The 26,471-nt window shown below is 70.3% G+C and carries 25 protein-coding genes; 11 read left to right on the forward strand and 14 right to left on the reverse strand.

Annotation, left to right across the window (positions count from 1 at the left end; all coding sequences use genetic code 11):
- The first annotated feature begins 152 nt into the window (after positions 1-152).
- Complete coding sequence (locus tag VKT83_10555) at positions 153-3,581, forward strand: anti-sigma factor antagonist (GenBank protein HLY22895.1); 3,429 nt, start codon at positions 153-155, stop codon at positions 3,579-3,581.
- A 244-nt stretch (positions 3,582-3,825) separates the two neighbouring features.
- On the opposite strand, the gene VKT83_10560 is transcribed toward VKT83_10555, so the two are convergent.
- From VKT83_10560 to VKT83_10580, 5 genes are all read right to left on the reverse strand, one after another.
- A complete protein-coding gene (locus VKT83_10560) occupies positions 3,826-4,680 on the reverse strand; it encodes a metal ABC transporter permease (protein HLY22896.1) in 855 nt (284 codons plus the stop codon).
- A complete protein-coding gene (locus VKT83_10565; GenBank protein HLY22897.1) occupies positions 4,677-5,507 on the reverse strand; it encodes an ABC transporter ATP-binding protein in 831 nt (276 codons plus the stop codon). Before VKT83_10565 ends, VKT83_10560 begins: the two co-directional genes overlap by 4 nt.
- Positions 5,504-6,424 carry a zinc ABC transporter substrate-binding protein gene (locus VKT83_10570; GenBank protein ID HLY22898.1) on the reverse strand — a complete coding sequence of 307 codons (921 nt, stop codon included), beginning with the start codon at positions 6,422-6,424 and terminating at the stop codon, positions 5,504-5,506. The genes VKT83_10565 and VKT83_10570 overlap by 4 nt, the downstream gene beginning before the upstream one ends.
- The gene (locus VKT83_10575) at positions 6,421-6,819 is read right to left on the reverse strand and encodes a Fur family transcriptional regulator (protein HLY22899.1); all 399 of its coding nucleotides are present in this window, start codon (positions 6,817-6,819) and stop codon (positions 6,421-6,423) included. The genes VKT83_10570 and VKT83_10575 overlap by 4 nt, the downstream gene beginning before the upstream one ends.
- A gap of 142 nt (positions 6,820-6,961) precedes the next feature.
- Positions 6,962-7,588, reverse strand: a complete 627-nt coding sequence (locus tag VKT83_10580; protein ID HLY22900.1) for a hypothetical protein — start codon at positions 7,586-7,588, stop codon at positions 6,962-6,964.
- Positions 7,589-7,682: 94 nt separating this feature from the next.
- On the opposite strand from VKT83_10580, the gene VKT83_10585 reads away from it, so the two are divergent.
- From VKT83_10585 to VKT83_10610, 6 genes are all read left to right on the forward strand, one after another.
- The gene (locus VKT83_10585) at positions 7,683-8,372 is read left to right on the forward strand and encodes a peptidylprolyl isomerase (protein HLY22901.1); all 690 of its coding nucleotides are present in this window, start codon (positions 7,683-7,685) and stop codon (positions 8,370-8,372) included.
- 25 nt (positions 8,373-8,397) lie between these two features.
- Complete coding sequence (locus tag VKT83_10590) at positions 8,398-9,576, forward strand: FAD-binding oxidoreductase (protein HLY22902.1); 1,179 nt, start codon at positions 8,398-8,400, stop codon at positions 9,574-9,576.
- A gap of 266 nt (positions 9,577-9,842) precedes the next feature.
- Positions 9,843-10,547 carry a hypothetical protein gene (locus VKT83_10595; GenBank protein HLY22903.1) on the forward strand — a complete coding sequence of 235 codons (705 nt, stop codon included), beginning with the start codon at positions 9,843-9,845 and terminating at the stop codon, positions 10,545-10,547.
- A 32-nt stretch (positions 10,548-10,579) separates the two neighbouring features.
- The gene (locus VKT83_10600) at positions 10,580-11,473 is read left to right on the forward strand and encodes a hypothetical protein (GenBank protein ID HLY22904.1); all 894 of its coding nucleotides are present in this window, start codon (positions 10,580-10,582) and stop codon (positions 11,471-11,473) included.
- 26 nt (positions 11,474-11,499) lie between these two features.
- The gene (locus VKT83_10605) at positions 11,500-12,606 is read left to right on the forward strand and encodes a hypothetical protein (GenBank protein ID HLY22905.1); all 1,107 of its coding nucleotides are present in this window, start codon (positions 11,500-11,502) and stop codon (positions 12,604-12,606) included.
- Between the two features lie 16 nt (positions 12,607-12,622).
- The gene (locus VKT83_10610; GenBank protein HLY22906.1) at positions 12,623-13,645 is read left to right on the forward strand and encodes a FlgO family outer membrane protein; all 1,023 of its coding nucleotides are present in this window, start codon (positions 12,623-12,625) and stop codon (positions 13,643-13,645) included.
- 16 nt (positions 13,646-13,661) lie between these two features.
- Here the strand turns inward: VKT83_10610 and VKT83_10615 are convergent, their stop codons facing one another.
- The 6 genes from VKT83_10615 to VKT83_10640 are packed head-to-tail and all read right to left on the reverse strand — an operon-like array spanning position 13,662 to position 19,079.
- Positions 13,662-14,189, reverse strand: coding sequence for a hypothetical protein (locus VKT83_10615; protein HLY22907.1), 528 nt, complete (start codon positions 14,187-14,189; stop codon positions 13,662-13,664).
- Complete coding sequence (locus VKT83_10620) at positions 14,186-15,136, reverse strand: branched-chain amino acid ABC transporter permease (protein ID HLY22908.1); 951 nt, start codon at positions 15,134-15,136, stop codon at positions 14,186-14,188. Before VKT83_10620 ends, VKT83_10615 begins: the two co-directional genes overlap by 4 nt.
- 2 nt (positions 15,137-15,138) lie before the next feature.
- Positions 15,139-16,008, reverse strand: a complete 870-nt coding sequence (locus VKT83_10625; GenBank protein HLY22909.1) for a branched-chain amino acid ABC transporter permease — start codon at positions 16,006-16,008, stop codon at positions 15,139-15,141.
- Positions 16,005-16,739, reverse strand: coding sequence for an ATP-binding cassette domain-containing protein (locus tag VKT83_10630; GenBank protein ID HLY22910.1), 735 nt, complete (start codon positions 16,737-16,739; stop codon positions 16,005-16,007). The genes VKT83_10625 and VKT83_10630 overlap by 4 nt, the downstream gene beginning before the upstream one ends.
- Complete coding sequence (locus tag VKT83_10635) at positions 16,729-17,931, reverse strand: amino acid ABC transporter substrate-binding protein (protein ID HLY22911.1); 1,203 nt, start codon at positions 17,929-17,931, stop codon at positions 16,729-16,731. The genes VKT83_10630 and VKT83_10635 overlap by 11 nt, the downstream gene beginning before the upstream one ends.
- Before the next feature lie 32 nt (positions 17,932-17,963).
- Entirely contained in the window at positions 17,964-19,079 is a 1,116-nt protein-coding gene (locus VKT83_10640) for a methionine synthase (protein HLY22912.1), read from the reverse strand.
- Positions 19,080-19,246: 167 nt separating this feature from the next.
- Here VKT83_10640 and VKT83_10645 point away from each other — a divergent pair, with 167 nt between their 5' ends.
- Genes VKT83_10645 through VKT83_10655 form a run of 3 tightly spaced genes read left to right on the forward strand, consistent with a single transcriptional unit; the run spans position 19,247 to position 22,157 of the window.
- Positions 19,247-20,293, forward strand: a complete 1,047-nt coding sequence (locus VKT83_10645) for a VOC family protein (GenBank protein ID HLY22913.1) — start codon at positions 19,247-19,249, stop codon at positions 20,291-20,293.
- A complete protein-coding gene (locus tag VKT83_10650; protein ID HLY22914.1) occupies positions 20,290-21,708 on the forward strand; it encodes an amidase in 1,419 nt (472 codons plus the stop codon). The genes VKT83_10645 and VKT83_10650 overlap by 4 nt, the downstream gene beginning before the upstream one ends.
- 8 nt (positions 21,709-21,716) lie before the next feature.
- A complete protein-coding gene (locus VKT83_10655) occupies positions 21,717-22,157 on the forward strand; it encodes a VOC family protein (GenBank protein ID HLY22915.1) in 441 nt (146 codons plus the stop codon).
- A 51-nt stretch (positions 22,158-22,208) separates the two neighbouring features.
- Here VKT83_10655 and msrA read toward each other — a convergent pair whose 3' ends face one another.
- From msrA to VKT83_10670, 3 genes are all read right to left on the reverse strand, one after another.
- Positions 22,209-22,790, reverse strand: a complete 582-nt coding sequence (gene msrA, locus VKT83_10660; protein ID HLY22916.1) for a peptide-methionine (S)-S-oxide reductase MsrA — start codon at positions 22,788-22,790, stop codon at positions 22,209-22,211.
- A 94-nt stretch (positions 22,791-22,884) separates the two neighbouring features.
- Positions 22,885-23,289 carry a hypothetical protein gene (locus VKT83_10665; GenBank protein HLY22917.1) on the reverse strand — a complete coding sequence of 135 codons (405 nt, stop codon included), beginning with the start codon at positions 23,287-23,289 and terminating at the stop codon, positions 22,885-22,887.
- Between the two features lie 19 nt (positions 23,290-23,308).
- Positions 23,309-23,620 carry an iron-sulfur cluster assembly protein gene (locus VKT83_10670; protein HLY22918.1) on the reverse strand — a complete coding sequence of 104 codons (312 nt, stop codon included), beginning with the start codon at positions 23,618-23,620 and terminating at the stop codon, positions 23,309-23,311.
- A 56-nt stretch (positions 23,621-23,676) separates the two neighbouring features.
- Here VKT83_10670 and VKT83_10675 point away from each other — a divergent pair, with 56 nt between their 5' ends.
- Positions 23,677-26,445, forward strand: coding sequence for a UPF0182 family protein (locus VKT83_10675; GenBank protein HLY22919.1), 2,769 nt, complete (start codon positions 23,677-23,679; stop codon positions 26,443-26,445).
- Positions 26,446-26,471 lie beyond the last annotated feature (26 nt).

Below are 26,471 nucleotides of genomic sequence, written 5' to 3' on the forward strand. Positions count from 1 at the left end.
CCGACAAACTCAGGCCGTGGGCGGGTGAGGTGCCGCCAGGAGCGCGCCGCCCGCGGCGGTCCGTCAGGGCAGGGGGGCTCTCGCGCCGGGGCGAACCGTGCGGGACCGGCTATCATCCCCATCGGGGCTGTAGGATATGACAACGCGACGGAATGTCTCGGGCGATTGAGCCGTCGCCGCGCCCGGCCGCGGCGCGGCGGGGAGGCGTCTCCGATCTTCGGGCGATGAGCGCAGCGCTGCTCGTCTCGTTGGGGACGAGCGCGCTGGTGATCGCGCTGCACCAGTGGTATCCGTCCCGGGCGTTTACCTTTCTCTATCTGCCCATGGTCGCGGTCCTTGCGTTCCTGGGCGGCCGCGGGCCGGGGCTGCTCAGCACCCTCGTCAGCCTCCTCGGCGCATGGTTTATCCTTCTCGGACCGGCCCGCGCGGCCTTGGTCGACACCGGGCTCATTGTGTTCGGGGTCACGTTCGCGGCCAGCACCTTCGGGCTCAGCGAGGCGATGGTGCGCCTGCGGCGCCGGAGCCAGGCCTCGCGAGACCTCGCGGCGATCGTCGAATCCTCCGACGACGCGATCTACGCCAAGTCACTCGATGCCGTGATCCTGACCTGGAACAAGGGCGCGGAGCGGATGTACGGCTATTCGCCCGCCGACGCGATCGGCCGGCCCGTCGCGATGCTGGCGGCGCCGGGCCACGTGGACGAGATTCCGGCGATCATGCGGCGCCTGGCGGCTGGCGGGCGGATCGAGCGCTACGAGACCGTTCGAATGAAGAAGGACGGCACGCCGATCGATGTGGCGCTGACGATCTCGCCCGTCCTCGACGACGCCGGCCAGGTCGCCGGCGCCTCCACGATCGCCCGCGACATCTCCGAGCGCAAGCGGACCGACCGGCAGCAGCAGTTCTTGATCGAGGCCGGGGACCTCTTCGCTTCCTTCCTCTCGGTCGAGAGTCTGCTCCAAGGCCTGGCGGCGCTGCTCGTCTCCCGCCTCGCGGACTGGTGCTCGATCGACGTCGTCGACGACGCGGGCGAGCTGCAGACCGTTACGGTGGTGCACCGGGATCCGGCCAAGGTGGCGCTCGCCCGCCATCTGCAGGACGCGACCGCCACGGATCCGCGCGTCCGGGAAGGGCGGCGGCGGGTGATCGAGACCGGCAGGGCGGAGCTGCTCGCGGAGATTCCCGACGAACTGCTGGTGCGGTCGGTGACGGATCCCGACACTCTCGCGACCCTGCGGGGGCTGGGGCTGCGATCCTCCATCGCCGTGCCGCTGACCGCCCGCGGCCGCATCATCGGCGCGATGAGCCTGATCACCGCGGAATCGGGCCTGCGGTACGGTCCCGACGATCTCGCCTTCGCCGAGCAGATCGCGCACCGCGCGGCGCTGGCCGTCGACAACGCGCGCCTGCACGAAACCGAAGCGGCGTCGCGGCGCACGGCCGAACAGGTCGCCGGCCGGATCGGCCGGCTGCAGTCCTTTACGGCCGCGCTCTCGGAAGCGCTCACGCCCGAGCAGGTCGGCGACATTACGCTGCGGCAGGTCGCCGATGAGCTCGGCGCGGGCGCCGCCGCCCTGTGCCTCGCGGGCGACGGCAGCGAACGGCTGACGCTCGTGGCCGCGCGGGGATATTCGGTGGAGCTCGCGGACCGCTGGTGGCGGGAGCCAGAACGCATCCTGCCGCTCGTCGAGGCGATGCGCCGCGAGCGGGTCGTGTGGTTTCCGTCGTGGGAGGAGTTTCGGACGCAGTATCACGAGGCCGAGCCGCCGGCAGACCCGGTTCGCCGGGGCGCGCGGGCGGCGGTGCCGCTGATGCTGCACGGCCGTGCGATCGGGGCGATGTACATGAACTTCGCCGACGAGCGCCGGTTCACGCCTGAGGAACTCGAGTTCATGCTCACCCTCGGCCGGCAGTGCGCACAGGCCGTCGAACGGGCGCGCTTGTACGCGCGGGAGCATCAGGTCGCCACCACGCTGCAGCGCGCGCTGCTTCCCGCGGACGTGCCCCAGGTCCCGGGCATCCGGGTGGACGCCGCGTACATGGCGGCGACCCGCGCGTCGGACGTCGGGGGCGACTGGTACGACGTCTTCCGCCTGGGCGACGGCCGGCTGTGCGTCGCGATCGGGGACGTCGTCGGCCACGGTCTCCAGGCCGCGGTGGTCATGGGGCAGGTCCGCCAGGCGATTCGGACGGCCGCCCTGGAGGGCCACGAGCCGGCCAAGGTCCTGTCGCTGGCCAATCACGTGCTCGCCCTGAACCGGCAGGAAGGAATGACGACGGCGATCGCCGGCATGTACGATCCGCTGGCGATGACGTTCACGTATGCCGTGGCGGGGCATCCGGCGCCGATCGTCGCCGACGGCGGGCAGGTCGTGACGCTCACCTCGGGCGGCCTGCCGCTCGGATTCCTGGACGCCGGGGCCCTGCCGACCTGGACCGTCCAGCTGACGCCCGGCGCGCTGCTCGTTCTCTACACCGACGGCCTGATCGAATTCGACCGGGACGCCGCGGCCGGCCACGCCGCGCTCCTCACCGCGATTCAGACGGAACAGGGGGACGCGTCGCCGGACCCCGCGCACCGGATCCTCGATCGGATGCTCTCCGGCACGCAGGCCCGCGACGACATCGCGATCGTCGCGGTGGCGCTCGCCCCGGGCCCCCTCGATCGCCTCGAGGTGACGCTGCCGGCCGAACCCTCAAGCCTGCGGCTCGTGCGGCAGGCGGTGGCGCAGCTTTCCGCCGGCGTCGGGTTGGACCGGCGCCGCGCGTTTGACCTCAACGTCGCCGTGGGCGAGGCCGTCAACAACGTCGTCGAGCACGCCTACGGCGCCGCCTCGGGGACGGTCAAGCTGCGCGCCTACCGCGACGACTCGGTGCTGCGGGTCGAAGTAGAAGACACGGGCCGGTGGCGCCCCGATCGGCCGGACAACCCCGGCGGCCGCGGCTTCAATCTAATGCGCGCGCTGACCGACGGCGTCCACGTCGTCACCGGCGAGCACGGCACGATCGTGCGGCTGACGGTGCGGCTGCAACCGGCCCATGCCGTCATGAGCGCGGCCACCGCCTATGCCCCTCCCGGGCCGTCCGCTCCTGCCGCTGCCCGGCCCCCGGCCGTCGCAGCGCCGCCGGAAGAGCCGGCGGCCGCGGCGCCGCCCGACCCCGCGGAGTTCCTCCCCGCGCCCCTCATCGAGGTGCACGAGGACGGTCCTCGCCAGCCGTCGGCGGAGACGCTCGGCGGCGCGCAGATCGAGGTGCGGGTTGAAGACGGCGCGCCCGTCGTGGCGCCGACCGGCGATCTGGATCTTTCCAACGCCGCCCGATTCCTGGAAGCGCTGGAGCGCGTCGCAGCGACCGCGCAGGGCCTCATCGTCGTCACCTTGGAGGGCGTCTCGTACTTTGACAGTCAGGGCGTGCGGGCGCTGCTCCGCGCGCAGCAGCGGCTCGCCGCCTCGCGCTGCCGGCTCGCGATCGTCGCGCCGGCCGGCTCAACGATCCGCCGCCTGATCGACGTCGCCGGACTCGGCGCCGCGCTCCCGCTGTTCGACACGGTGGAAGACGCGATTGCCAGGCGCGCCACGTGACAAATATGAGGCCCGCGACGCCTTGCGGCGCCGCGGGCCTTTGTGGTTAGACCGCCTTATCGTTTTACTGAATGATCAGGTGGCCAGTTGCCCACATCGCCAGTCCGGCGAGCAGAAGCAGCGCAAGAAGCATTGTCTTACCTCCTCTCGCTTTCCGACTCCACCCGCACTTGTTTTTCCCAATGCAAACACGAACATCATATGGATATTGTGAAGATTCGAGACACCGAACGGGGTTTCGCCCCTAGCCGGCGGACCCGGTCGAGGTTTCATGGTGGCCGGCCGGCGTCCGCGGCATCGCACGGTGGACGGGGCCGAGCCATCGCGCAACGAGATACGCGCCGAGACTGAACGTCGGGACAAAAAAGCTGACGGGCCACGACGTGTACACGGCGCAGACGATCCCGCCGAGCGTCGCCCCCAGCGCGATCAGCACGCTGTACAGCGTGACGCGCACCGGATGCAGGGTGAGCCGCTGCGCGGTGCCCGCCGGGGCGATCAGCAGCGTGAGGACCAGCAGCACGCCGATAACCTGGACCGTCACGGTCACCGCGAGAGCCAGCACCAGCAGGAACAGCGTGGACAGCAGGCGGACCGGCACCCCGCGCGCGTCGGCGACCTCCGGATCGATGCTCGCGAATCGCAGCGGCCGGCCGATCACGGCCAGCGCGCCGAGCGCAATCGCCCCGACGACCGCCGCCCGGACCACGTCGTCCGGACCGACGGCGAGAATCGAGCCGAAAAGGATGCTGAAGGCCTCGGTCGAGTAGGTCCGGTACAGAGTGAGGAACAGCACGCCGGTGCCCGTCGAGAACGCCAGCACGCTGCCGATCGCGATGTCGCGCTCACGAAGCCGGACGCCGAGCGCCCCGAAGCCGATCGCGGCGAGGAAACTGGCGCCGAGCACGCCCACTTCCACCGGCAGCCGCAGGAACACCGCGCCCGCGGCGCCGGCGAACGACACCTCTGCCAGACCGTGCACCCCGAACCCCTGGTTTCGGAGGGTCACAAACGGCGCGACGCAGCCGGCCACGATGGCGGTGATGGCGCCCGCGATCAGCGCGTTGTGGACGAAGGCATACTGCCACAGCGAAGTCATGCGTGCGCGCCGTGTCCGGCGCCGTCGAGCGCCGGTTCGAGTTCGTGGGCGCCGAGATCGGCCCCGAGGATTACCAGCCGGCCCGCGTGACGCAGCACTTCCACCGGCGCGTCGTAGAGCCGGCTGAGCGAGTCAGCGGTCAGCACCTGATCGACCGCACCGAGGGCCCACCGGCGCCGCGCCAGCAGCAGCACCCGATCGACGGCCGGCAGCACCGGGTTGATGTCGTGGGTGACGAAGACGACCGTCGCGCCCCGGCGGCGGTTCCAGTCCGAGATCTGCTCGACGACGGCCCGCTGGTAGTAGAGGTCGAGGCTCTGCAGCGGCTCGTCGCAGAGCAAGAGCCCCGGCGACGCGACCAAGGCCTGGGCGATCCTGAGGCGCTGCTGTTCGCCGCCCGACAGGCGGCCGACCGGGGTGTCCGCGTACGACCGCGCGCCGACCAGGTCCAGCGCGTCGTCGATGCGCGCGGCCGACGCGCGGGTGCGGAGCGACGGTCCCCAGCGGTGCCCGTCCAGTCCGAAGCCGACGAGGTCGCGGCCCAGCACCGGCAGGTCGGGATCGATCGCGCGGTACTGCGCCACGTAGCCGACGTGTGGATCGCCCCGGCGCGGCGGGCGGCCGTCGATCCACACGGAGCCGGAGGTCAGCCGCTGCAGGCCGAGCAGCACGCGCAGGAGCGACGTCTTGCCCGCGCCGTTCGGACCCAGCACGACGAGAAACTCGCCGCGCGGCACGGTGAAGGTCAAATCCTCCCAGAGCCGGCGCCGGCCGAGTGCGAGCGTCGCCGACTGCGCCGCGATTGCCGTGTCAGGCGCAGAGATCATTTCTTCGCGACGGCCCGCTCGATCTCGTCCAGCTGCTTGAGCATCCAGCGCTGATAGCTCAACCCGGGCGGGAGAGTTTCAGAGACGCCGACGACCGGCACGCCCAGCCGCCCGGCGTCCTTTCTGATTCGTTCCGTCACGGGGCTGACCGTCTGGACGTTGTAGATCAGCACCTTGATCGCATGCTTGCGGATCTGATCCTGCATCTCGGCGATCGCCCGCGCCGGAGGATCCTCGCCCTCTTCGACCGCCTTTTGGAATGCCATGGGCGTGATGACCTTCCAATCGAGCGCATCAGCCAGATTGCCGAAGATCGGCTCCGTGGCGCCGACCGCCGTGCCGGGGAGCCGGGCGCGCAGCGACGCGACTCTATCTGTAAACGGCTTGTACGATGCTTCGAACAGCAGCAGCCGGTTGTGGTACGACTTCGCGTTGGCGGCGTCGACGCGAACGAAGAAGTCCGTGACCGCGCGGGCGAATTTCGGGACGACCGTCGGATCGTACCAGATGTGCCAGTTGTCGCCTTCCTTCTTTCCGACGAGGTGGGCGACGTCCTTAACTTCCCGCTGCGGGTTCGGCGCCGCCTTGATCAGCTTCGGCATGAAGCCGTCGTAGCCCAGTCCGTTGATGATCACGAGCCGCGCCCGGCCGATCGCGGCCATGTCGCGCATGCTGCTCTCGTATTCGTGCGGATCCACGTTCGGATCGCTGATGATGCTGGTCAGCAGGACGCGGTCGCCGGCGATCTGCCCGACGACGTCGCCGTAGAAGTTTTCCGCGGCGACCACCGGAATTTTGGCCGGCGCGGCCGCCGCCCGCGCGGCCCACCGCGCGCCGCCGGCCCGGCCCGCCAGCACGATCGCGCCGAGCCCCGCCGCGCCGGTGAGCAGTGTGCGCCGGCTGATGCGATGTGTCATACGGCCTGCTGGCACGCCTGGCACAACCCCAGCAGGTCGAGGCGATGCCCCTGCACCAGAAACCCCGTGCCCCGCAGCCGCTTCCCGGCGAGCGTGTCCAGCAGGCAGCCGTCTGTGGCTTCGATCGTCCCGCAGCGCTGGCAGATGGTGTGGTCATGGTGGCGGTCCGCCAACCCGAAGTGGGCGACGCCGCGGATGTCGACCTGCTCGACGAGGCCGGCGTCCCGCATCCGTTCGAGGATGCGATAGGCCGTGACCAGCCCGAGCCCGGCCGTTCGCCGCTGCGCGCGCCGCCAGAGATTCTGACAGGTGGCAAGATGACGCCCGGTGGCGAGCGTTTCGAGGACGGCGACTCGCTGCGGCGTGACGCGGAGGCCGGCGCGGCGGAGGAGCATGTGAAGACGATCGCGGGACAACCCGCACCTCCATTTGGTAGTCAGTTGCTTCCGCTATCGAATTGCTTATGATAATGATTATCGTTTACGCGAGACCACCATACCGAGACAGACAACGCGCTGTCAAGGGCGGAGCCGGGCGCTACGGGTTCGAGGTGACGAACACGCCGAGCGTGTCGCTGTGGGCCAGGTCTTCCTGCGATCCGGTGTACACGGTCGTGGCGAGGCGGACCCACACAGCCTTGCCGCCGGTCCGGTCGAGCCGCAGGATCGTCGTGGCGTGCGCCGCGTACCGCAGCACCACGGTGACCGGACCGCGCAGGGCCGCCGGGGCGCCGGACGCGTCGTAGACGACGTCCATCCGGTACGCGTTCCCGTCGAAGCGCCGCCCGGGCGGCGGCGGCGCGAGCGTGTCCGGATCGAGCGGCGCGAGCGTCACCCGTGCGCGCGTCTCACCGGACTGCGGCGCGACCACGTTGGCGGGCAGGGTGAGGGTCGCCTGGAGATCGTCGGTCGCGAACTCCGCGGGGATGGAACCGCCGGCCTGAAGCGGCAGGAACGTGGTGTAGGGCTTCGGCTGTTCGTTGTCGGCCGCCCGCCCGGCCGGCGGGTGGATCCACCGGTAGGGCGACTGAGGCATGAGGCCGTCGTACAACGTGCGGCCGTGGGGGGACGGCGGCATCACCGCGACGGCCGCGAGATACGCGGCGATCGCGGCGATGCCGGGGAGGAGCACACGGCGCCACGGCGTTCGGTGCGGACGCATCATTCCTCTCACGTTACTACGTTTGCCGCGGGCGAGGCGCTTCTCCCGCTGTTCATGCCGGAAGGAACGGCGCCGTTTCCGTCGGAAGCAGATGAGCATGCTCACACGCGCATCGTACGATATGGTTTCGCTGCCGGTTCTGCTGGCAGCGTTCGGCTGCGTCGCGCTCGTCGCATTCGTCGCCGCTGCCGACGCCGCCGCGCGAGGCCCCGCCCACCCGATCGCCGTCATTCATACCGCGCTCGGTGAACTCCGCTGCGAGCTGTTTCCGGACAAGGCGCCGAAGGCCGTGGGCAACTTCATCGGGCTGGCGACCGGCAAGAAGGACTGGGTGGATCCGCGCACCGGTAAGACGCAGCACAACAAGCCCTACTTTGACGGGATCATTTTTCATCGGGTGATCCCGGGCTTCGTCATCCAGGGCGGAGACCCGCTCGGTACGGGTACGGGCGGGCCCGGGTACCGTTTCGAAGACGAGCTGCACGCCGATCTGCTCTTCGACCGGCCGGGCCGTCTCGCGATGGCCAACGCCGGCCCGAACACGAACGGCTCGCAGTTCTTCATCACCGAAGCGCCGCTGCCGGGGCTCAATCCCTGCCTCGACGAGGGCGGCTGCCCGCGCGGCGGCCGCATCGTTCCCAAGGGCACGGGCTACACGATCTTCGGCCAGTGCGACGACCGGTCCGTCGATCTCGTGAAACGCATCACGCGGATGCCGCGCGATCCGAACGACCGTCCCCTCCAACCCGTGGCGATCACGCGCGTCGAGATCATCGGCGCGCCGTAGCGAAGGACGTCCGAGAGACCGGCGCATGGCGCAGCGCGTCGCGATCGTCGGCGGAGGCGCAGTCGGGAGCTCGATCGCCTACTTCCTCGCGAGCCATCCGCGGTTTCGCGGCGAGGTGGTGGTGGTGGAACGGGACCCGAGCTACCGGTACGCGTCCTCGGCGCTGTCGGCGAGCGCGATCCGCCAGCAGTTCTCGACGCCGGTCAACATCGAGATCTCCCGTTTCGGTCTCGAGTTCCTGCGCCGCCTCGGAGACTACCTCGCGGTCGGCGACGAGCGGCCCGACGTGGGACTGTCCGAACCCGGGTATCTGTTCCTCGCGACGCCGGCCGGCGTGCCGATCCTCGAGCAGAATCACCGCGTCCAGCGCGAGCACCAGGTCGATGTGGCGCTGCTCACGCCGGCCGGCGTCGCGGAGCGCTTTCCCTGGATGAACGTCCGGGATATCGCCGCCGCCTCCCTCGGCCTGTCGGGCGAGGGCTGGTTCGACGGGTACGCGCTGCTTCAGGCGTTCCGGCGCAAGGCCCTGGCGCTCGGCGTTACCTACGTCGCGCAGGCCGCCACCGGGTTCGCGCGGACCGGCCGCCGCGTGACGGCCGTGACCCTCGCGGACGGCTCGACGGTCTCGTGCGACGTCGCGGTGAACGCGGCGGGGCCGTGGGCGGCCAGGGTTGCCGCGATGCTCGACATCGACCTGCCGGTGCGCGCCCGCCGGCGCTTCGTCTTCCTCTTCGCCTGCCGGACGGTGCTGCCGCGATGCCCGCTGGTCATCGATCCCTCGGGGGTGTGGTTTCGGGCGGACGGCCCGAACTTTCTCACCGGGGTCCCGCCGCGCAAGGGCGAGCCGGATCCGGATGACGCGCCGCTCGACGAGGTCGACGAGCGGTTCTTCTCGGACCGGATTTGGCCCGTGCTCGCCGCCCGCGTCCCGGCGTTCGAGGCGGTCAAGATCCTCAAGAGCTGGGCCGGGTATTACGAGCTCAACACCGTCGACCACAACGGCATCGTCGGGCCGCATCCCTCGGTCGAAAACGTGCTGTTCGCGAACGGCTTCAGCGGCCACGGTCTGCAGCAGTCACCGGCCGTCGGACGCGGCATTGCCGAGTGGATCGTCGACGGCGGCTACCGCACCCTCGATCTGAGCCCCCTTGCGTTCGAACGCCTCGTGCAGGGCCGGCGTCTCTTCGAGCTCAACGTCATCTAGCTTTCGTAATTATTTCACCGCCGCGGAACTTTCTGATCGCGGCGGGCGCTTGCGTCTGGTGGATGGCGAGTGCGCGTGCCCCGCAGCGGTCGCGCGTCCGGCCCGAGACTTCCGTCATTGCTCCATCGAAACTGCTCCACCGCACGCGGCGCACACGACGAGCGCACGCGAAATTCGCTTCACAATCTTCATAAGGAGGAGAACGTCGCGGATCGGTTGTACGTTGGCGGAACGTCGTTGTCGCGAGTTTACTCGGGGGGATGATCGTGCGGCGTGCGTTCGGAGTCGGCATCTGCGTTTTTGTCTCTTCCCTCGGCCTCGCCGGTTCCGGCGAGGCCCAAATCAACCCAACTGATTCCGTCCAAACGCAGGCCACGGTTCAAGCGGTGGACTGCGACAGCGCGCAGGTGACGCTGGCGTGGGCCGGCGCCTCGTCGGTCGCGCAGTCGACGCTCGGCAGCATCGTTCACGTGAACGGCGCGGTCACGCCGTTCTGCGCGCTGTCCTCATACATCGGCTCATCCGCCACGGCCTGGGTCATGCCGCGCGGCGGACAGATCGTGCTCGTGCGGCTCGACGTGACCTCCGTCGTCGCGCCGGCGTTCCCGACGGCGCCGCAGCCTTCGCTCGCGCCGGCGTCGGCTCCACCGTACACGCCCATCCCCGCGCCCGCGCCGGCGTATGCGCCCGGCCCGACGGACGCGTCCGTGCCGCCGTACGCGCCTGCGCCGCCCGCGTACACATCCGCGCCGTCGCCGGCGAGCGTCGTCCTGGGGACCGTGCTGATCGGAGGGCTCGTGTACCTCCTCGTGCGCGCGGCGAACGGCACGCTCTACCGCTATCCCTACGCCGGCGGGTATCAGCAGCCGGCGTACTGGCCGTACGTGGGTCCCTATGCGAAGGCCCCGGCCTACGATTACGGTCCCTATCGCCGGTGTCGCGACGGGGTGTGGAGTCAATGGTGCAGATGAGTCACGTTCAGACAAGAGGGGGAGGGGGAGGTATGCGGTCGACGATATACGCAGCGCTGGCCTGTGTCCTCATCGTCATGACGCCGATCGGTGCGATCGGCGCCGGCGTGGGGCCGGTCGAGCAGCTCGGACAGAACTCCTGGACCAACTGGAACGCGGCCGTCATCAAGGCGCAGGGATTTGGGATCGAGCCGCGGAGCGCCGATTCGTCGGCTCAGGCGCTCATCATGGCGCGCCGCGCCGCGGTCGTCGACGCCTACCGGAATCTGCTCGAGGCGTCGCTCGACGTGACGGTGCGGTCCAAGACCGCGGTCGAGCAGGCCGGCGTAAAGTGGGATACCGTTGAGACCCAGGTCGAAGGCGTGATCCGGAACGCCACGATTCTCGAGGAGCGCCGGCATGCCGACGGCCGCTACGAGGTCGTCATGCAGATGGCGATGTACGGCCAGGACGGATTGGGGCAGGTCGTCCTGCCGCACATCATGAACGCGCCCGCGCCCGGGCCACGGCCGGAGCCGATGGTCCGCCCCGGCCCGCGCCTGCCGCAGCCGCCGTCACAACCGGGCGGATTTACCGGTCTCGTCGTCGTGGTCCGCGGCGTGCATCTCGATCGCTCGATGAGCCCGGCGATCCTGACGCCGGACGGGCAGGTCGTCTACGGCCGCGGCTGGTGGCGGCCCGGTGAGTTCGACGCCGACCTCGCCAACCGGCAGGGCATCGTCGGGTACGCGTCGTCGATGGACGGCGCCGTGCGGGCCGGCGCGCACCCGCTGGTCGTGAGCGCGATCGGTGTGGAAGGCCCGCCCATGTCGAACTTCAAGACCGATATCGTGATCAGCCCCGACGACGCGACGAGAATTCGTGAGGCGAACTCCGCGAGCGGATTCCTGCAGCGGTTGCAGGTCGACATCGTTCTCCAGCCGTGAAGGCGCGCCGCGCCTCGACCGGTATCGTGATCGCGGCCGCACTCCTGGCCGCGATCACGATTGCCATACCCGGGCGCGCCCAGGCCCCCGCGGAGCCCGACGCGCCGCGGGCGGTTGAAGCCGACGGGGTGGCGTCCATTGTCGCAGGCGATCTCGCGCGCGCCCGCGACGAGGCGCTGCTCGACGCGTACCGCCGGGCGCTCGAGACGGCCGACGTGCGGGTGCATTCCCGCACGGTGACGCGCAACTTTCAGATTCTGGTCGACGAGGTCTCCGCGGGCGGCACCGGGTACCTGAAATCGCTCGAGGTGGCGAGTGAGCGCGTCGACGGCCCGCTTTACCGGCTGCACGTCCGCGCGATCGCGGTGCCCGCCGGCGGCGCCGACGCGCGGGATGCGCTCGCCGTCCTGCTCGGCATGATGGACAATCCCACGGTCGCCGTCGGCGTCGGCGGGGCGGATCCGTACGCCGGACAGGCGGAAGCGGCGCTGGCCGCGCAGTTCGTGAGCGCCGGGTACAAGGTCGTGCAGCGCACCGCGGCGATGGACGCCGCCGTCGCCGCGCTGGCGGCGGACCCCGACCGGCGGCGGACGGTGCTGACCTCGACGCGCGCCGCGGCCGACATTCTCATCGCCGGCGCGGTGGACGCCGCGCCCCTCGGAGAGGTTCGCATCGACACGGAAACCTCCGAGTCGGCCGAGGCCGCGCTCAGGCTCCGCGTCGTGGTCGGCGCCACGGGCCAGACGCTGTTTGCCGGCGTCTTCAAGAGCGCGGCGCTTCACGTCACGCCGGAGGCGGCGATGCGTCAGGCGAGCCGCGCCGCGGGGGACCGCGCCGGCGCCCGCCTCGTCTGGGAAGTGGCGCACGACTACGCCACCCTGATCCGCGGCAGCCGCAGCGTTCAGGTCGTCGTGTTCGCGCGCGACCTCGGCCGGATATCAACGCTCGTGACCCGGATGCGCGCGATCCGGGGGGTGGAGGGCCGCGCCTACCTCCGGCGGTACGACGGCGGGGTGGGCGTCATCGACGTGACGTCGGCGTTCCCGATGCGCACGCTGGTGCCGAGGCTCGAGGCGCTCGGCCTGCACCTGGTGGCGGCCGAGGCGAACCGCGTGGTGCTGGAGTCACGATGAGCGGGGGGAGAGTGTCGTGAGGCAGAAGCTGGTGAGGCTGGCCGTCCTCGTGCCGTTCGCGCTGCTCGCCGCGCTACCGCCGACATTCGCGGCGGCGCCCGGGGGCCTGGACGACGGGATTCAGGATTTGACGCGGCAGATCGTTCCCCAGGTTCAGAAGCTCGGCAAGAAGCGGATCGCGGTCGTCGATTTCGCGCAGCTGGACGGGCAGGTCACCGACCTCGGACGGTACCTGGCGGAGGAGCTGTCGGGCAGCCTCGTTCTCGCGGACTCGAGCCTGCACGTGATCGACCGGCAGCACCTGGCCCGCATCATTGCCGAGCAGAAACTGTCCGCCGTCGGCGTGACCGAGCCCGGCAACGCGCAGAAGATCGGGCAGCTGGCCGGAGCGGACGTCCTCGTGACCGGCAGTATCGTCGGACTCGGCGACCGCGTGCGGATCACGGCGAAGCTCCTCAGCGCGAGCACCGCGCAGATCGTCGGGGCCGCGCAGACGACGGTGCCGGACGACGGCGATGTCAGCGTCCTCGCGCCGAACCTGTCCCGCGGTCCCGAGGCCTCCGCGCCGTCGCGCGTGACGCCGTCGCCGCTTCCGCCGGCGGCCGGGCGCCTCCGCGGCGCGCTCGCGGACGTTCCTGTGATGAGCGGCGAGCCCGATCTCTACGACTTCGCGTATGTGACGAAGCCGGTGACCGTCGGCAGCACCGTCGTCAACGGCGGCCTTCTCGTGTTCCCGTCCAACGGGCACGCCAATGTGACGTACGATCTCGGCGGCCGCTACAGCGCGTTCGTGGCGACGATCGGGGTGCCCGACACGACGCCGCCGTCCGTGCGCGTGGTCTTCCGAGCGTTCGTCGACGGGCAGGTCGTGTTTCCGGGCCGCGCGGTCCGCGCCGGAGACCCGCCGGTTCCGGTGACGATTGGGGTCAAGGGCGCGCATGCGCTGCTGCTCGACGTCGAGGCGGACGGCGTGCCGGCCTCGGGCCAGGCGGTCGTCTCCGCGCTGTGGGGCGAACCGCGCCTGGTCGCCGGGCACTAGCGCCCGGCGGGTCCGCCTATCCGCGCGTGTCGTTCGAGCCGGGCGGTCTCTGTGGCGGTACGACGGCGGCTTCGCGGACGGGCGGCGACTGCTCGAGCCCGACGCGGCCCGTGACGATCTCGGCGACGTAGTAGTTTTCGCCGCGCACCGGCGACCCCGCCAGGCGGCGGCGGGTGGCCAGCTGGCCGATGTGCGTGAGCGCGTCGGCGATCGGCCCCTGGAACAGCCGTTCCGGCTCGGCGTGTAGCGGCGCGTCCGACGCCAGGTACGCGTCGAACGCCCCGAGCGCGCCGAAGAAGCGCCCGACCTCCGCGTCCCACTCGCCCGGCGCCGAGCGGTGGTAGGTTTCGTGGCCCTGCGACATCGAGAGCGCCCACGCCATCAGGTCTCCCATGTGGGCGAGAATACGGCCCGGCGTCATCGCCGTGGGCTCCTCCAGCCGCAGACCGCCGAACCCGGGCGGGGCATCCCGCACCGTTTTCGCGGCCCGGTATGCCAGCGTCGCGAGGCAGTGGCGCAGCCACGTCCGATTGTCCGTCATCACGTCGACGTCACCTCCGCGGTCCCGATGGTTCGAGAACGGCCGATCACATCCCGCACCGCCTGCACGATGCCGCCCGGCAGCGCGACCACGATCGCGATGAAGAGCACCCCGAAGATCAGCAAATGGAGTTCGCCGATTCGCAGCGCGAGCGCCTCCCGCAGCGCCAGGAACACGATCGCGCCGACGATCGGTCCGGCGACGGTGCCGACGCCGCCGAGATAGACGATGAGCAGCGGGTCGAACGTCCAGAGCGGACTGAACGCGAAACTCGGATAGAAACCGACGTGGTAGTAGGCAAAGACGCCGCCCGCCGCGCCGGCGAGGGCGCCGCTGATCACGAACGCGATCAGCGTGTGGCCGTAGGCGCCGACGCCGATGCTCTCCGCGACGTCCTCGTCCTCCCGCACGGCGGCGAGGCCGCGTCCGAAGCGGGAATGCGCGATCCACGCCGCGACCGCCGTCGTCAACACCGCGAGGCCGAGTGCCAGATAGTAGCGCGGCGCGAGCGCATAGGCGGCGAGGGCCCGCGGCGGCAGGGCCGCGATGTCCGGCAGAACGTTCCCGGCGGTGATCCGGCAAATCTCGGCGACCGCCAGGGTGCCGATGGCAAAGTACGGGCCCCTCAGGCGCAGCGCGGGAGCGCCGATCACCACGCTTGTCACCGCGGCGAGGGCGGTCCCGGCCGGCAGCGCGGCGGCGATCGGCGTGCCGGCCGTCCACAGCAGGCGCGTCGTCACGGCGCCGACGCCGAAGAGCGCGGCGTGCCCGAGGTTGACCTGCCCGCCGAACCCGCCCAGCACGTTCCAGGACTGCGCGAGCGCGACGTAGAGCAGCACGAGCAGGGTCCAGGAGAGAATCGCCCGGCTTTCCGTCATCGCCGGCAGCAGCGCCGCGGCGGCGAGGGCGGCGGTCCCGAGCGCCGCGGCGGGAAGCGTTCGGCGATCCACGATCACCCGCGCGCGAACAGGCCGCGCGGCCGGACGGCGAGCACGGCGAGGAACAGCACGAGCCCAACGACTTCGCGGTAGGCGTTGCCGAGCAGGATGCCGCTCACGGATTCGACGACGCCGAGCCCGCAGCCGGCCACGAATGCGCCGGCGACGCTGCCAAGCCCGCCGAGCACCACCACGATGAGCGCTTTGAGCGTCCAGGCGAGGCCGATCGACGGGCTCACGGCGTCGGTGACGACGGCCAGCGTCCCGGCGATGCCGGCCAGCGCGCTGCCGAGGCCGAACGCCGAGAGGAACATCGACGGCACGGGGATTCCGGCCAGCGACGCCGCGTCGACGTCTTCCCCGGTCGCCCGAATCGCCTTGCCGGGGTACGTGTGGTGCAGAAAGACGTGCAGCAGGGCGACCGCGACAAACGCGACCGCGAGCGCGCCGAGCCGCGCAAAGGGAAGCACGATACCGGCGATCGGCAGAACCCCGCCGGCGTACCGAGTCGTGACCGCCCGCTCGTCGCCGGTCCACGCGGCGAGCGCGACCGTCTGCAGCACGAGCGCAAGGCCGAATCCGATCAGGATCGAGTTCTTGAGCTTCGTCTCCTCGCCGGCCCGAAGGAGACGGCCGAACAACGTCCGGTAGAGGAGCACGCCGACGAGGAACAGCGCCGCGCCGCTCGGCAGCACCGACACGAACGGGTCGACATGCCAGAGCGTGAAGAGCCAGAAGGCCGCGTATCCGCCGAGCATGATCAATTCCCCATGGGCGACGTTCAGTATCTTGAGCACGCCGAACACCAGCGTGAGGCCTACCGCGGCGAGTCCGTAAAGCGCGCCGATCAAGAGGCCAAAGACCGTGCTCTGCGCGAGGATCACGGCGCGCCCAGATAGATCTCGATCACCCCGGCGTGCTCGAGCGTCTCGTCCGGCACGCCCTCGGCGATCTTGCGCCCCGCGTTGAGGATGACGACGCGGTCGCAGAGGTCCCGCATCGCGCCGACGTTGTGCTCCACGATCGCGATGGTGATGCCGCCCGCGCGGATTTTCCTGAGTAGCGCGAGCAGCCCGGCCACCTCGGTGGGGTTGAGGCCGGCGGCCGGCTCGTCGAGCAGCAAGAGGCGCGGTCCCGCGGCGAGGGCGCGGCCGACCTCGAGGCGCTTGCGGTCGGCGAGCGTCAGGTGCCCGGCAGGCCGCGCCGCCAGGCCGGCGAGCCCGACGAACCCCAGGCACTCGAGCGCCTCGGCCCGCGCCGCGCGGGCCCCGGCGGCACGGGCCCGGCCGTACAGACGGGCGACGAGCACGTTGTCGAGCACCGTGAGCCCGGGGAGCGTCCGGACCAGTTGAAACGTCCGGGCGATCCCGAGCGCGGCCCGCCGGTGGGGCGCGAGCCCGGTGATCTCCCGGCCCTCGAAAAACACGACCCCGCGCTCGGGCGGCAGCGCCCCCGCGATCAGATTGAAGACGGTGGTCTTGCCCGAGCCGTTCGGACCGAGGAGTCCGAGAATCTCGCCGGTCCGGACGGTGAAGGACAGATCGTCGACCGCGCGCAGCCCGCCGAAGGTCTTGGTCAGGCCGCGCGCTTCGAGCAGGTCGCCGCTAGCGGGCACGCCAGGGAGGCGCCGGGTAGATCAAGCGCACGCCGCCGAGGTCCTTCGGCCACACCAGTTCCTGCTTCCCGGCCTGCCACTGCACGAAGACCGTGGTTACGAGCCCGGTGCCGTCCGGCTGGAACCGCACCGGGCCCATCACGGTTTGCATGTTCGTCGCGGCCATCGCATCGCGGATCGCGCCGGTATCCAGCCGGCCCGCGCGACCGATCGCGTTGGCCACGATCTGCACGCAGGCATATGCGGGTCCCACGAGGACGTCGGCCGGGCGGTGAAAGCGCTGCTCGTGCTCGGCGTTAAGGGCAGCGACCCCGGGATATTTGAGATCGTGGTGCCAGCCCGGCGACAGGACCACGTCGTCCCCATCCTTCGTGAGCGCCTGCGTCCAACCGACGGCATCCGGTGCCCGGAACATCAACACGAGTTTCGGGCTGAAGTCGAGCTCCTTCATCTGCCGGATGAGCGTGATGCCGTCGGGCGGGTTCGGCAGTGCGAAGACCGCGTCCGCGCCGGCACCTTTGGCGCGCAGGATGATATCCGAGAAATCCCGCGATAGCGGCGTATACTGAGCTCGGAGAACCACCTCATAGCCGTTCTCGCGCGAGCGCGCCGTCCAGACATCGCCCATTTCCCGGCCCCAGTCGGTCCGTTCTTGGAAAATGGCGACGCGGCGCGGACGTTGGTCGGCGGGAATGCTGGCGTTGAGCATCTTGTAAGTTTCGCGTCCGAGGTCCGGGGACTTCGGGAACGGCGAGAACAAATACCGGAACCCGTGCTCATGGATCGCGTGCAGCGCGAAGGCCACACCACAGTAGGGGATCTTATCCTTTTCGGCCACGGGCGCCGCGGCGGCGTGCAGGTCGCTGGCGAAGCCGCCCAGCAGCGCGACCACCCCTTGTCCGGCGAGCGTCTCGATCCGGGTGACGGTCTTGGTCGGGTCGGACTCGTCGTCGAGCACGGACAGCTGCAGCTGCACGCGCTGCCCACCGATCGGGACGCCGCCTGCCTTATTGATATCCTCGACGGCGATTTCGTATCCCGCCCGGACCTGCGCGCCGCCCGATGCGTACCGGCCTGTCAGCGGAATGACGCTGCCGATTTTGGCGACCGGCATCGGCGCCCCGACTGAGCCCGCGGCCGGAAGACCGAGAACGAGGGCCGCGAGCGCTGCTGCCGCGACCAGATTCCGCATCTGCCACCCCCCCGCGTGTACGAGTGTGTGCGTTACCGCCAGACTTCGCGCACGGTCTCCACGACGAGCCGGAGTTTGGCCCACTGATCCTCTTCCGAAAGCAGATTCCCTTCCATCGTCGACGCGAAGCCGCACTGCGGACTCAGCGCGAGGCGCTCCAGCGGCACGTACCGATCGGCCTCTTTGATGCGGCGGATCAGGTCCGGCTTCGACTCGAGGCGAGGCCGCTTGCTGCTGACGAGACCCAGGACCACCGTCTTGCCCGCCGGGACAAAGCGCAGCGGCTCGAACGTGCCCGACCGCTCGTCGTCGTATTCGAGCAGAAACCGGTCGACGGCGAGCGTGCCAAACAGCCGTTCCGCGATGAGGTCGTACCCGCCTTCCGCGTACCACTGGCTCCGGTTGTTGCCGCGGCAGAGGTGGATCGCGAGCGTCGCGCCCGTCCGCCGCGCGCCGTCGAGCGAGGCGTTGTCCGCGCGCACCGCTTCGTCGAGCGCGGCCTCCGGCTCGACGCCCATCTCCGTGCGGATGTAGTCGCGCCACTTCGGGTCGATGTAGTAGCTGTACCGCGGCGCGTCGAGCTGCACGTACGGCACGCCGCCGCTCGTGAGCGAGCGGATCTCGGCGTTGATAATCGGGACGATGTCCCACAACAGCGCCGAGTGGGTGGGATAGACGCGGTCGGTGACGCCGCGCTTGAACGCGATCGCCGGGAACTGGTTGGCGCTCGGCAGCGTGACCTTGAACGCGCCGGGGCTGTGCGCTTTCAGAAACGGGAGCTCGTGCGCCGTCAGCGCCCGGCGCCGGCTGAGGCGCGCGGTCGCGATGCCCGCCACGCTGCTGACCGGAGCCGGAGCACCGGCGGCGCCCGCGGTGCCGCTCCAGGACCGCGCGACGGCGTCGCCGGTGTCGAAGCCCTCGACCGCGTCCAGGAGATCGCTCATGAAGTTGCGGCGCCGCAGCTCGCCGTCGGTGAAGACGTCGAGGCCGAGGTCGCGCTGGCGCGTGAGCACGCGGAGGATGTGGCGATCCTCGATTTCGCGAAGGCGGCCGGCGGGCGCCCCGGCCCCCCGTGCTTCGAGGAGCTCCGGTGGACGGAGCAGGCTGCCTACGTGATCGGCCCGGTAGGACCCCGTCGCGCTGGTCATGACGCGGGCCGGTCTTTGGCGTGGCGGCGGGCCTCTCCTGCCTCACGGGGGTAGCGGTGCGCCGCGCGCCGAACACACGGCCTGTGGCCGCGGGCGGACGCAGGCGGTGCTGCCGGCCGACTGGGCGTCCCGCCACCGTGAACTTTCAGCCGGCCGGGAGGACGCCGATGGACGACAGCGCGCCGCTCATCGCCCAACTCGCGCACCTGGAGCTGTTGACCCCGCGCCTGGACGAGAGCCGGTGGTTCTTCCACGATCTGCTCGGATTCGAAGAGAGCGCCCGCGACGGCAACTCGATCTACCTGCGGGCGTACGAAGACTTCTATCACCATACGCTCAAACTAACCGAAGCCGCGGGCCCCGGCCTCGGCCATATCGCCTGGCGGACGCCGTCGGCCGGGGCGCTCGAGACGCTCGCGCGGCGCGTCGACGCGGCGGGGCTCGGGCGGGGCTGGAGCGACGGCGACCACGGCCACGGACGGGCGTTCCGGTTCGTCACCCCCGACGGCCATCCGATGGAGGCGCTGTGGGACGTCGAGTACTATCAGGCGCCGCCCGGCCAGCGCAGCCAGCTGCGGAACCGGCCGCAGAAGCGGCCGCTGCGCGGGGTGCCGGCCCGCCGGCTCGATCACGTCAATCTGATGGCCCGCAGCGTGCCCGAGGTGCGGCGCTTCTTTATGGACGTGCTCGGCTTCCGGCTGCGCGAGCAGAAGATCGGCGAGCGCGGAGCCGAGATCGGCGCGTGGCTCAGCGTGAGCGCCTTGACCCATGAGGTCGCGGTGATGCGCGACGGCACGGGGGCCGCCGCCCGGTTCCACCACGTCGCCTACTGGTACGCGTACCCGCAGCATCTGATCGATCTGGCCGACCTATGCGCGGAGTACGAGGTGCCGATCGAGGCGGGCCCCGGCAAGCACGGCACGACGCAGGGGCTGTTCATGTACGCGCGCGAACCCGGCGGGTCGCGGATCGAGTTGTTCGGCGACGTCGGGTACCTCATCTTCGACCCGGAGTGGAAGACCGTCGTGTGGGACGTCACGAACGAGGCCGATCTCGAGAAGAGCAGCATTTGGTTCGGCGGCCGGCTCCCGGAGACGTTCTACACCTACGGGACGCCGTCGCGGCCGTTCTCCGCCGAGCCGGGGACCCCGCCGGCCCGCGCCGGCGGCGTTTCGGCCGAGAAAGCCTCGCGGCCGGCCGGGGGGGCACGATGAGCGCCGACTTCTGCTGGACGTCGGCGCGCGATCTGGCCGGGCTGATTCGCCGGAAGGCCGCCTCACCCGTTGAAGCCGTCGACGCGGTGCTAGAGCGCATCGACCGGGTCAATCCCACGGTCAACGCTTACTGCACGGTGACGGCCGAACAGGCGCGCGAGGCCGCGCGCGCGGCCGAGCAGACCGCCTCACGCGGCGGGACCCTGGGACCGCTGCACGGCGTGCCGTTCTCCCTCAAGGATCTCACCCCGACGCGCGGCGTCCGGACCACGATGGGATCCAAGATCTTCGAGCACTGGGTGCCGGAGGAGGACGCGGTCCTCGTCGAACGGCTGCGTGCCGCCGGCGCCATTCTCGTCGGGAAGACCAACACGCCGGAGTTCGGCTGCAAGCCGTTCACCGACAACAAGATCTTTGGCGCGACGCGCAATCCGTGGGCCCTCGACCGGTCGGCCGGCGGCTCGAGCGGCGGGGCAGCCGCCGCGGTGGCAAGCGGCCTCGGCCCGCTGGCCGAGGGCAGCGACCTCGCGGGGTCGATCCGGCACCCCGCGGCCTGGTGCGGGGTCGTCGGGTTCAAGCCGTCCCAGGGACGGATCGCCCGCTATCCGAACGCCGCCGGCTGGAACGCGATGTCCACGAACGGGCCGATCACGCGCACCGTCGCCGACGCGGCGCTGATGTTCTCGGTGATGACGGGACCGGATTCCCGTGATCCCCTCGCGCTTCCGCACACCGGTGAAGACTGGAGCCGGCTCGCCGACGGCGCGCAGATCCGCGGCCTGCGCGCGGCCTGGACGCCCGACCTCGACGGCGCCGCGGCGGTCGACCGAGGCGTGAGCACGGTATGCGAGGCTGCGGCGAAGCGGTTTGTCGAACTCGGCGCGCGGGTCGAGCCGGCGTCGCCGGAGGTCGGGAGCATCACCGAGCCGTTCCTGGCGCTCAACGCGGCGGTCCGGATCGCGACGGTCGGCAGGTATCTGGACAAGTGGCGCGATCAGATGGATCCGATCCTGGTGCGCCGCCTCGAATTGGGCAACAGCCTGACACCGGCCGACATCGGCCGGGCCGAGGTGGAGCGCACAGCGTACCATCAGCGGCTCCGGCGCTTCTTCGAGCGCTACGATCTGCTGCTGCTGCCGGCGACCGCGGTGGCGGCGACGCCGCTGGAGGCCCCGATGCCGTCCGAGATCGCGGGCCGGCCGATCACCCAGCACATCGACATGCTGCTGCCGACCTTCGCGTTCAACTTCAGCGCGTACCCGGCGATCACGGTGCCCTGCGGCGTCACGGACGAGGGGCTGCCGGTGGGGCTCCAGATCGTCGCGGGCTGGCAGCAGGACGCGCGGGTGCTGAGCGCCGCGGCGGCGTACGAGGCCGCCGCCCGGTGGACGGACCGCCGGCCGCCGGTGGAGTAGGGGCGCCCATGCGACCTCGCGTGAATGTCATTACGCTGGCGGTGCGTGACCTCGAAAAATCGCTGGCATTCTATCGTGATGGGCTCGGTCTGCCCGCCAAGGGCATCCTGGGCGCCGATATCAAAGGAAGCCAAACCGAACCCGCGGGAGCGATCGCGCTTTTTGAGCTGCAGGGCGGTCTACTGTTGGCGCTCTATCCGCGCAGCGAACTCGCCAAGGACGCGAACGTGCCCCACACGGCCGCCAGTGCGCTCGAGTTCAGCCTCGGGTATGCGGCGCCGAGCCGCGAGGCCGTCGACGGTCTGCTCCGGCGTGCGGAGGCCGCGGGGGCCGCGGTGACCGACAAACCGCACGATCGGCCGTGGGGAATCTACTCCGGCTACTTCCTGGACCTGGACGGGCACTTGTGGGAAATCTTGTGGAATCCGCAGCTGCAAATCAGCGAGTGAGCCCGACGACGAAGAGCCGCACCCTGGAAGACCCGCGTGAAGCGTGCCGGGCTAGGTGGCCGCAGTTTTCTTGAGCCGCTCGCGGTACTGCTTGCGGAATTTCGCGACCTTCGGCCCGACCACGGCCTGGCAGTACGGCTGGAACGGATTGTGCGCGAAGTACTCTTGATGATACGGCTCGGCCTTATAGAACGCGGTGAGCGGCGCCACCTCGGTGACGATCGGGTTGGCAAAGCGGCGCGCCTCGCTCAGTTCGCGGATCGTCTGCTCCGCCGTCGCCTTCTGCTGCGGGGAATGATAGTAGATCGCCGACCGGTACTGCGTGCCGATGTCGTGGCCCTGCCGGTTGAGCGTCGTCGGGTCGTGGATGTTGAAGAAGACCTCGAGCAGGTCGCGGTACGACAGCACCCGCGGATCGAACGTGACCTGTACGACCTCGGCGTGCCCCGTGGTCCCGGCGCAGACCTGCTGGTAGGACGGGTCCGGCACCGTCCCGCCCGCGTACCCGGACTCGACGCGCAGCACGCCCTCGAGATCCGCGTAGACCGCCTCGAGGCACCAGAAGCATCCCCCGGCAAGCGTCGCGATCTCCTCGCGCGGCGTCTCCTGCCGCCCGCGGTCAGGCGCGTCCATCGGCCGTCCTCCTTGTCATGATGGGTTTCCGAATGCCGTTAGCATACCGCTTTTGTCTCCGAAATACAGGAGGCGTCTCTCCGTGGCCCGAAGGCTACGCCGTGCCGGCCGGCGGACGTGTGGAGTCGAGCAGCGTGTTTAGCAGGCGCGGGAGATCGGCGGTCACCGCGCCGTTGGTCGTCACGGCGTCGCACCCGGCGGTCTTGGCGGCGCGCAGCCGCTCGACGTCCCGGTGTCCGCAGAACCCGAGCAGGGGAATCTCCCGCGTCGTCTCGTCGCCCTTGATGCGGCGGATCGCCTCCGCCGCGTCGAAACCGCGGGCGGCCAGGTTCACGATCACCGCGCACGGACCCTCGCGCAGCGACGCCTGGAGCGCCGCCTCCGACCGCACCACGACGGGCCGGTACCCCAGGCGCGCCACGGACGCGGACAGGTTCGACGAAAACAACAGATCGTCGTCGGCGACGACGATCTGCGCGGCCTCCGGACCGGCGGTCATCCGACGCGGGGTGCCGCCGCTAGACGGAGAACCCCATCGCCTGAAGCGAAAGCCGTCCGTCGTCGGTGAGACGTTCGGGGCTCCACGGCGGATTCCACACCATCTCCACCGCCGCGTTCTCGACGCCGTCGATCCCGAGCAGCTTGGACTCGATCTCGGCGATGATCTGCGGCCCGAGCGAGCAGCCGACCGCGGTCAGCGTCATTTTGACGTTCACGACGCCGTCGACGATCGTAATGTCGTAGATCAGCCCGAGGTCCCAGATGTTCACCGGGATCTCCGGGTCGAAGCAGGTCTTCAGTACGTCGATAACCTGATCGCGTGTGATCATGGCACCCTCCGTGGCGTATTGTATCATGTGCCGCCGCCGGGCACAGGGGGCGTCGCGTGAGGCCGCGGCAGTGGCTGCTGGCCGCGCTCGTCGCCGTCTTCCTCGTCTATCCCAGCGTCGCCCGCTGGTACACGGAATGGCTGTGGTTCGGCGAAGTCGGCTACCGCACGGTGTTCTGGGTGCCCTTTGTGTCCAGCGCGGCGGTGGCCGCCGCGGCCGCGATTTCCGTGTTCCTGATCTTGTATCTGAACGCGCGGCCGCTGCTTCGCCTGCGGCCGATCGCGCGCGTCGTCGAACTGCGGCCGGTCGGCGGGACCCGAACCTATCGGCGGATCGTCGCCGGGCTTTCGCCGGGGCGGCTGGCCGTGCTCCTGGCCGCCGCGGTGGCGGTGGCGGCCGGATTGGGCGCCGCCGATTCGTGGCCGGTGTTCCAGGCGTTCTTGAAGGGGGCACCGTTCGGCGTCCGCGATCCTGTATTCGGGCGCGACGTGGCCTTCTACGTCTTCGCGCTGCCGGCGTACCAGGCGGTCTACGGCTGGCTGTTCGCGTGGCTCTTCGTGGCGCTCCTCGGCTCGGCCGTCGCGTACTACCTCGACCTCGTGCCGCTTGCAATCCGCGGAGTGTGGGCCGTGCCGCGCGGCGTCCGCGTTCATCTCAGCGTGCTCGCGGGACTGCTCGTCCTGCTGCGCGGCGCCGGCTTCTGGCTGGACCGTTACGGCATCCTGTACTCGCCGCACGGCGCCGTCTACGGCGCGGGCTACACCGACCTGCACGCGACGCTGCCCGTGCTCAGCGGGCTCGCCGTGCTGTCCGCGGTGACGGGCGTGTTGCTGCTCGCATCGACACGGGCCCGCACGATCCGCCCGGCGATCGGCGCCCTTGTGGTGCTGCTGGTGGTATGGATCGGCGGGACCGTGCTCTACCCGGCCTTCGTCCAGCAGGTCGAGGTCGCGCCCAACGAGCTGGACCGGGAGCAGCCGTACATCCGCAACAGCATCGCCGGGACGCTCCACGCCTACGGTCTCGATGCCGTCGAGGAGCAGTCGTTTCCGGCGGCGCTCAGCCTGACGCCGGCCGCGCTCACGAGCAACCGCACCGTGCTGGACAGCGTGCGCCTGTGGGACTACCGGCCGCTGCTGCGCACCTACGCCCAACTGCAGAGCCTCCGGCTCTACTACACGTTCACGGACGTCGGCATCGACCGCTACCGCATCGGCGGCCGGGAGCAGCAGGTCATGCTGTCGGCGCGGGAGCTGGACGCGAACCGCCTGCCCGACCAGGCCCGCACCTGGGTGAACGAGCACCTCGTGTTCACCCACGGCTTCGGGCTCGTGATGACCCCGGTGAACCGGATTTCGGCCGAGGGGCTGCCGGAGTTCTACATTAAAGATATCCCGCCGCAGAGCACCGTCGGGCTGACCGTCACCCGGCCGCAGCTCTACTACAGCCTGGTCACGACCCCGTACGTGGTCGTCAACACCCGGAACAAAGAGCTGGACTACGCGCAGGGCGACCAGAACGTGTACACGACGTACGGCGGCCGCGGCGGGGTGCCGCTGACCGCGCCGCTCGCGCGGTTCGCCTTCGCGTCACGGTTCGGCGCGATGTCACTTATGTTGAGCAACGACATCACGCCCGCGAGCCGCGTGCTGTTCCACCGCGACGTCCGGGACCGCGTCGCCCGGGTTGCGCCGTTCTTGAAACTCGACCGCGATCCATACCTCGTGCTGGCCGGCGGCCGGTTGTTCTGGATCGTCGACGGCTACACGACGACCGCGATGTATCCGTACGCCCGCCCGACGGGCGGCCTCAACTATATCCGTAACTCCGTCAAGGCTGTCGTGGACGCCTACGACGGCACGGTCCGGCTGTACGCGATCGACCCGGCCGACCCGCTGCTGCGGACCTACGACCGGATCTATCCGGGCCTGCTGCGGCCCTTCGCCGAGATGCCGCCGGCGCTCGCCGCGCACGTGCGCTACCCGGTCGATCTGTTCACGATCCAGGCCGACGTATACGCGACCTTCCATATGAAGGACCCGCGCGTCTTCTACAACCGCGAAGATCTCTGGGGCACCCCGACGGAGCTGTTCGGCGGATCGCCGCAGCCGGTTGAACCCTACTACGTCAACCTGAAACTGGATCCGGCGCGCGGCGAGGAGTTCGCGCTGATCCTTCCGTTCACGCCCTCCGGGAAAGACAACATGGTGGCCTGGATGGCGGCCCGCAGCGACCCGCCGACGTACGGCCGGCTGCTGGTCTACCGGTTTCCGAAGGACACGACCGTGTTCGGGCCGATGCAGATTGAGGCCCGAATCAACCAGGATCCCACCATCAGCAGTCAGCTCACGCTGTGGAACCAGCAGGGCTCGCAGGTGATCCGCGGCAACCTGCTCGTCGTGCCGATCGCCGACTCGCTCCTGTACATCGAACCCTTGTACCTGGAAGCTCAGGGGAGCGCGCTGCCGGAGCTCAAGCGGGTCATCGTCGCCTACGGCGCTCAGATCGCCATGGAGCCGACGCTCGACGGCGCGGTCGCCCGGATCTTCGGAGCGCTGCCGGCCGCGGCGGCGCCGCCCGGGCCCGCGGCGCCCGCCGCCCCGCCGCGGTCCGGTCCGCCGTCCGGCGCGCCGTCTCCCCCGGGGGCTCCCACGGGCGGCGCCGCCGAATCGGCGCAGGTCGCCTCGCTCGTCGCCGCGGCCAACGCGCATTACGCGCGCGCGCAGGCCGCGCTGCGCGCCGGCGACTTCGCCGCCTACGGCAAAGAAATCGACGCGCTCGGCCGCGCGCTGACCGAGCTGCGGCGAATCACCGGAACGCCGTAGGGGCGGCGCATTGGCGCCGTGCGGGG

The organism is bacterium (genome assembly GCA_035308905.1).
Classification (GTDB): Bacteria; Sysuimicrobiota; Sysuimicrobiia; order Sysuimicrobiales; family Segetimicrobiaceae; genus DASSJF01.

What these genes read in the sequence shown, in the direction of transcription:
- VKT83_10575 (HLY22899.1), bottom strand. Translation starts at nt 6,819, where the DNA reads ATGCTCCTCCGCCGCGCCGGCCTCCGCGTCACGCCGCAGCGAGTCGCC.
- VKT83_10640 (HLY22912.1), bottom strand. Translation starts at nt 19,079, where the DNA reads ATGACCAGCGCGACGGGGTCCTACCGGGCCGATCACGTAGGCAGCCTG.
- VKT83_10670 (HLY22918.1), bottom strand. Translation starts at nt 23,620, where the DNA reads ATGATCACACGCGATCAGGTTATCGACGTACTGAAGACCTGCTTCGAC.
- msrA (HLY22916.1), bottom strand. Translation starts at nt 22,790, where the DNA reads ATGGACGCGCCTGACCGCGGGCGGCAGGAGACGCCGCGCGAGGAGATC.
- VKT83_10585 (HLY22901.1), top strand. Translation starts at nt 7,683, where the DNA reads ATGCTCACACGCGCATCGTACGATATGGTTTCGCTGCCGGTTCTGCTG.
- VKT83_10635 (HLY22911.1), bottom strand. Translation starts at nt 17,931, where the DNA reads ATGCGGAATCTGGTCGCGGCAGCAGCGCTCGCGGCCCTCGTTCTCGGT.
- VKT83_10560 (HLY22896.1), bottom strand. Translation starts at nt 4,680, where the DNA reads ATGACTTCGCTGTGGCAGTATGCCTTCGTCCACAACGCGCTGATCGCG.
- VKT83_10645 (HLY22913.1), top strand. Translation starts at nt 19,247, where the DNA reads ATGGACGACAGCGCGCCGCTCATCGCCCAACTCGCGCACCTGGAGCTG.
- VKT83_10600 (HLY22904.1), top strand. Translation starts at nt 10,580, where the DNA reads ATGCGGTCGACGATATACGCAGCGCTGGCCTGTGTCCTCATCGTCATG.
- VKT83_10570 (HLY22898.1), bottom strand. Translation starts at nt 6,424, where the DNA reads ATGACACATCGCATCAGCCGGCGCACACTGCTCACCGGCGCGGCGGGG.
- VKT83_10580 (HLY22900.1), bottom strand. Translation starts at nt 7,588, where the DNA reads ATGATGCGTCCGCACCGAACGCCGTGGCGCCGTGTGCTCCTCCCCGGC.
- VKT83_10565 (HLY22897.1), bottom strand. Translation starts at nt 5,507, where the DNA reads ATGATCTCTGCGCCTGACACGGCAATCGCGGCGCAGTCGGCGACGCTC.
- VKT83_10590 (HLY22902.1), top strand. Translation starts at nt 8,398, where the DNA reads ATGGCGCAGCGCGTCGCGATCGTCGGCGGAGGCGCAGTCGGGAGCTCG.
- VKT83_10650 (HLY22914.1), top strand. Translation starts at nt 20,290, where the DNA reads ATGAGCGCCGACTTCTGCTGGACGTCGGCGCGCGATCTGGCCGGGCTG.
- VKT83_10665 (HLY22917.1), bottom strand. Translation starts at nt 23,289, where the DNA reads ATGACCGCCGGTCCGGAGGCCGCGCAGATCGTCGTCGCCGACGACGAT.
- VKT83_10655 (HLY22915.1), top strand. Translation starts at nt 21,717, where the DNA reads ATGCGACCTCGCGTGAATGTCATTACGCTGGCGGTGCGTGACCTCGAA.
- VKT83_10555 (HLY22895.1), top strand. Translation starts at nt 153, where the DNA reads ATGTCTCGGGCGATTGAGCCGTCGCCGCGCCCGGCCGCGGCGCGGCGG.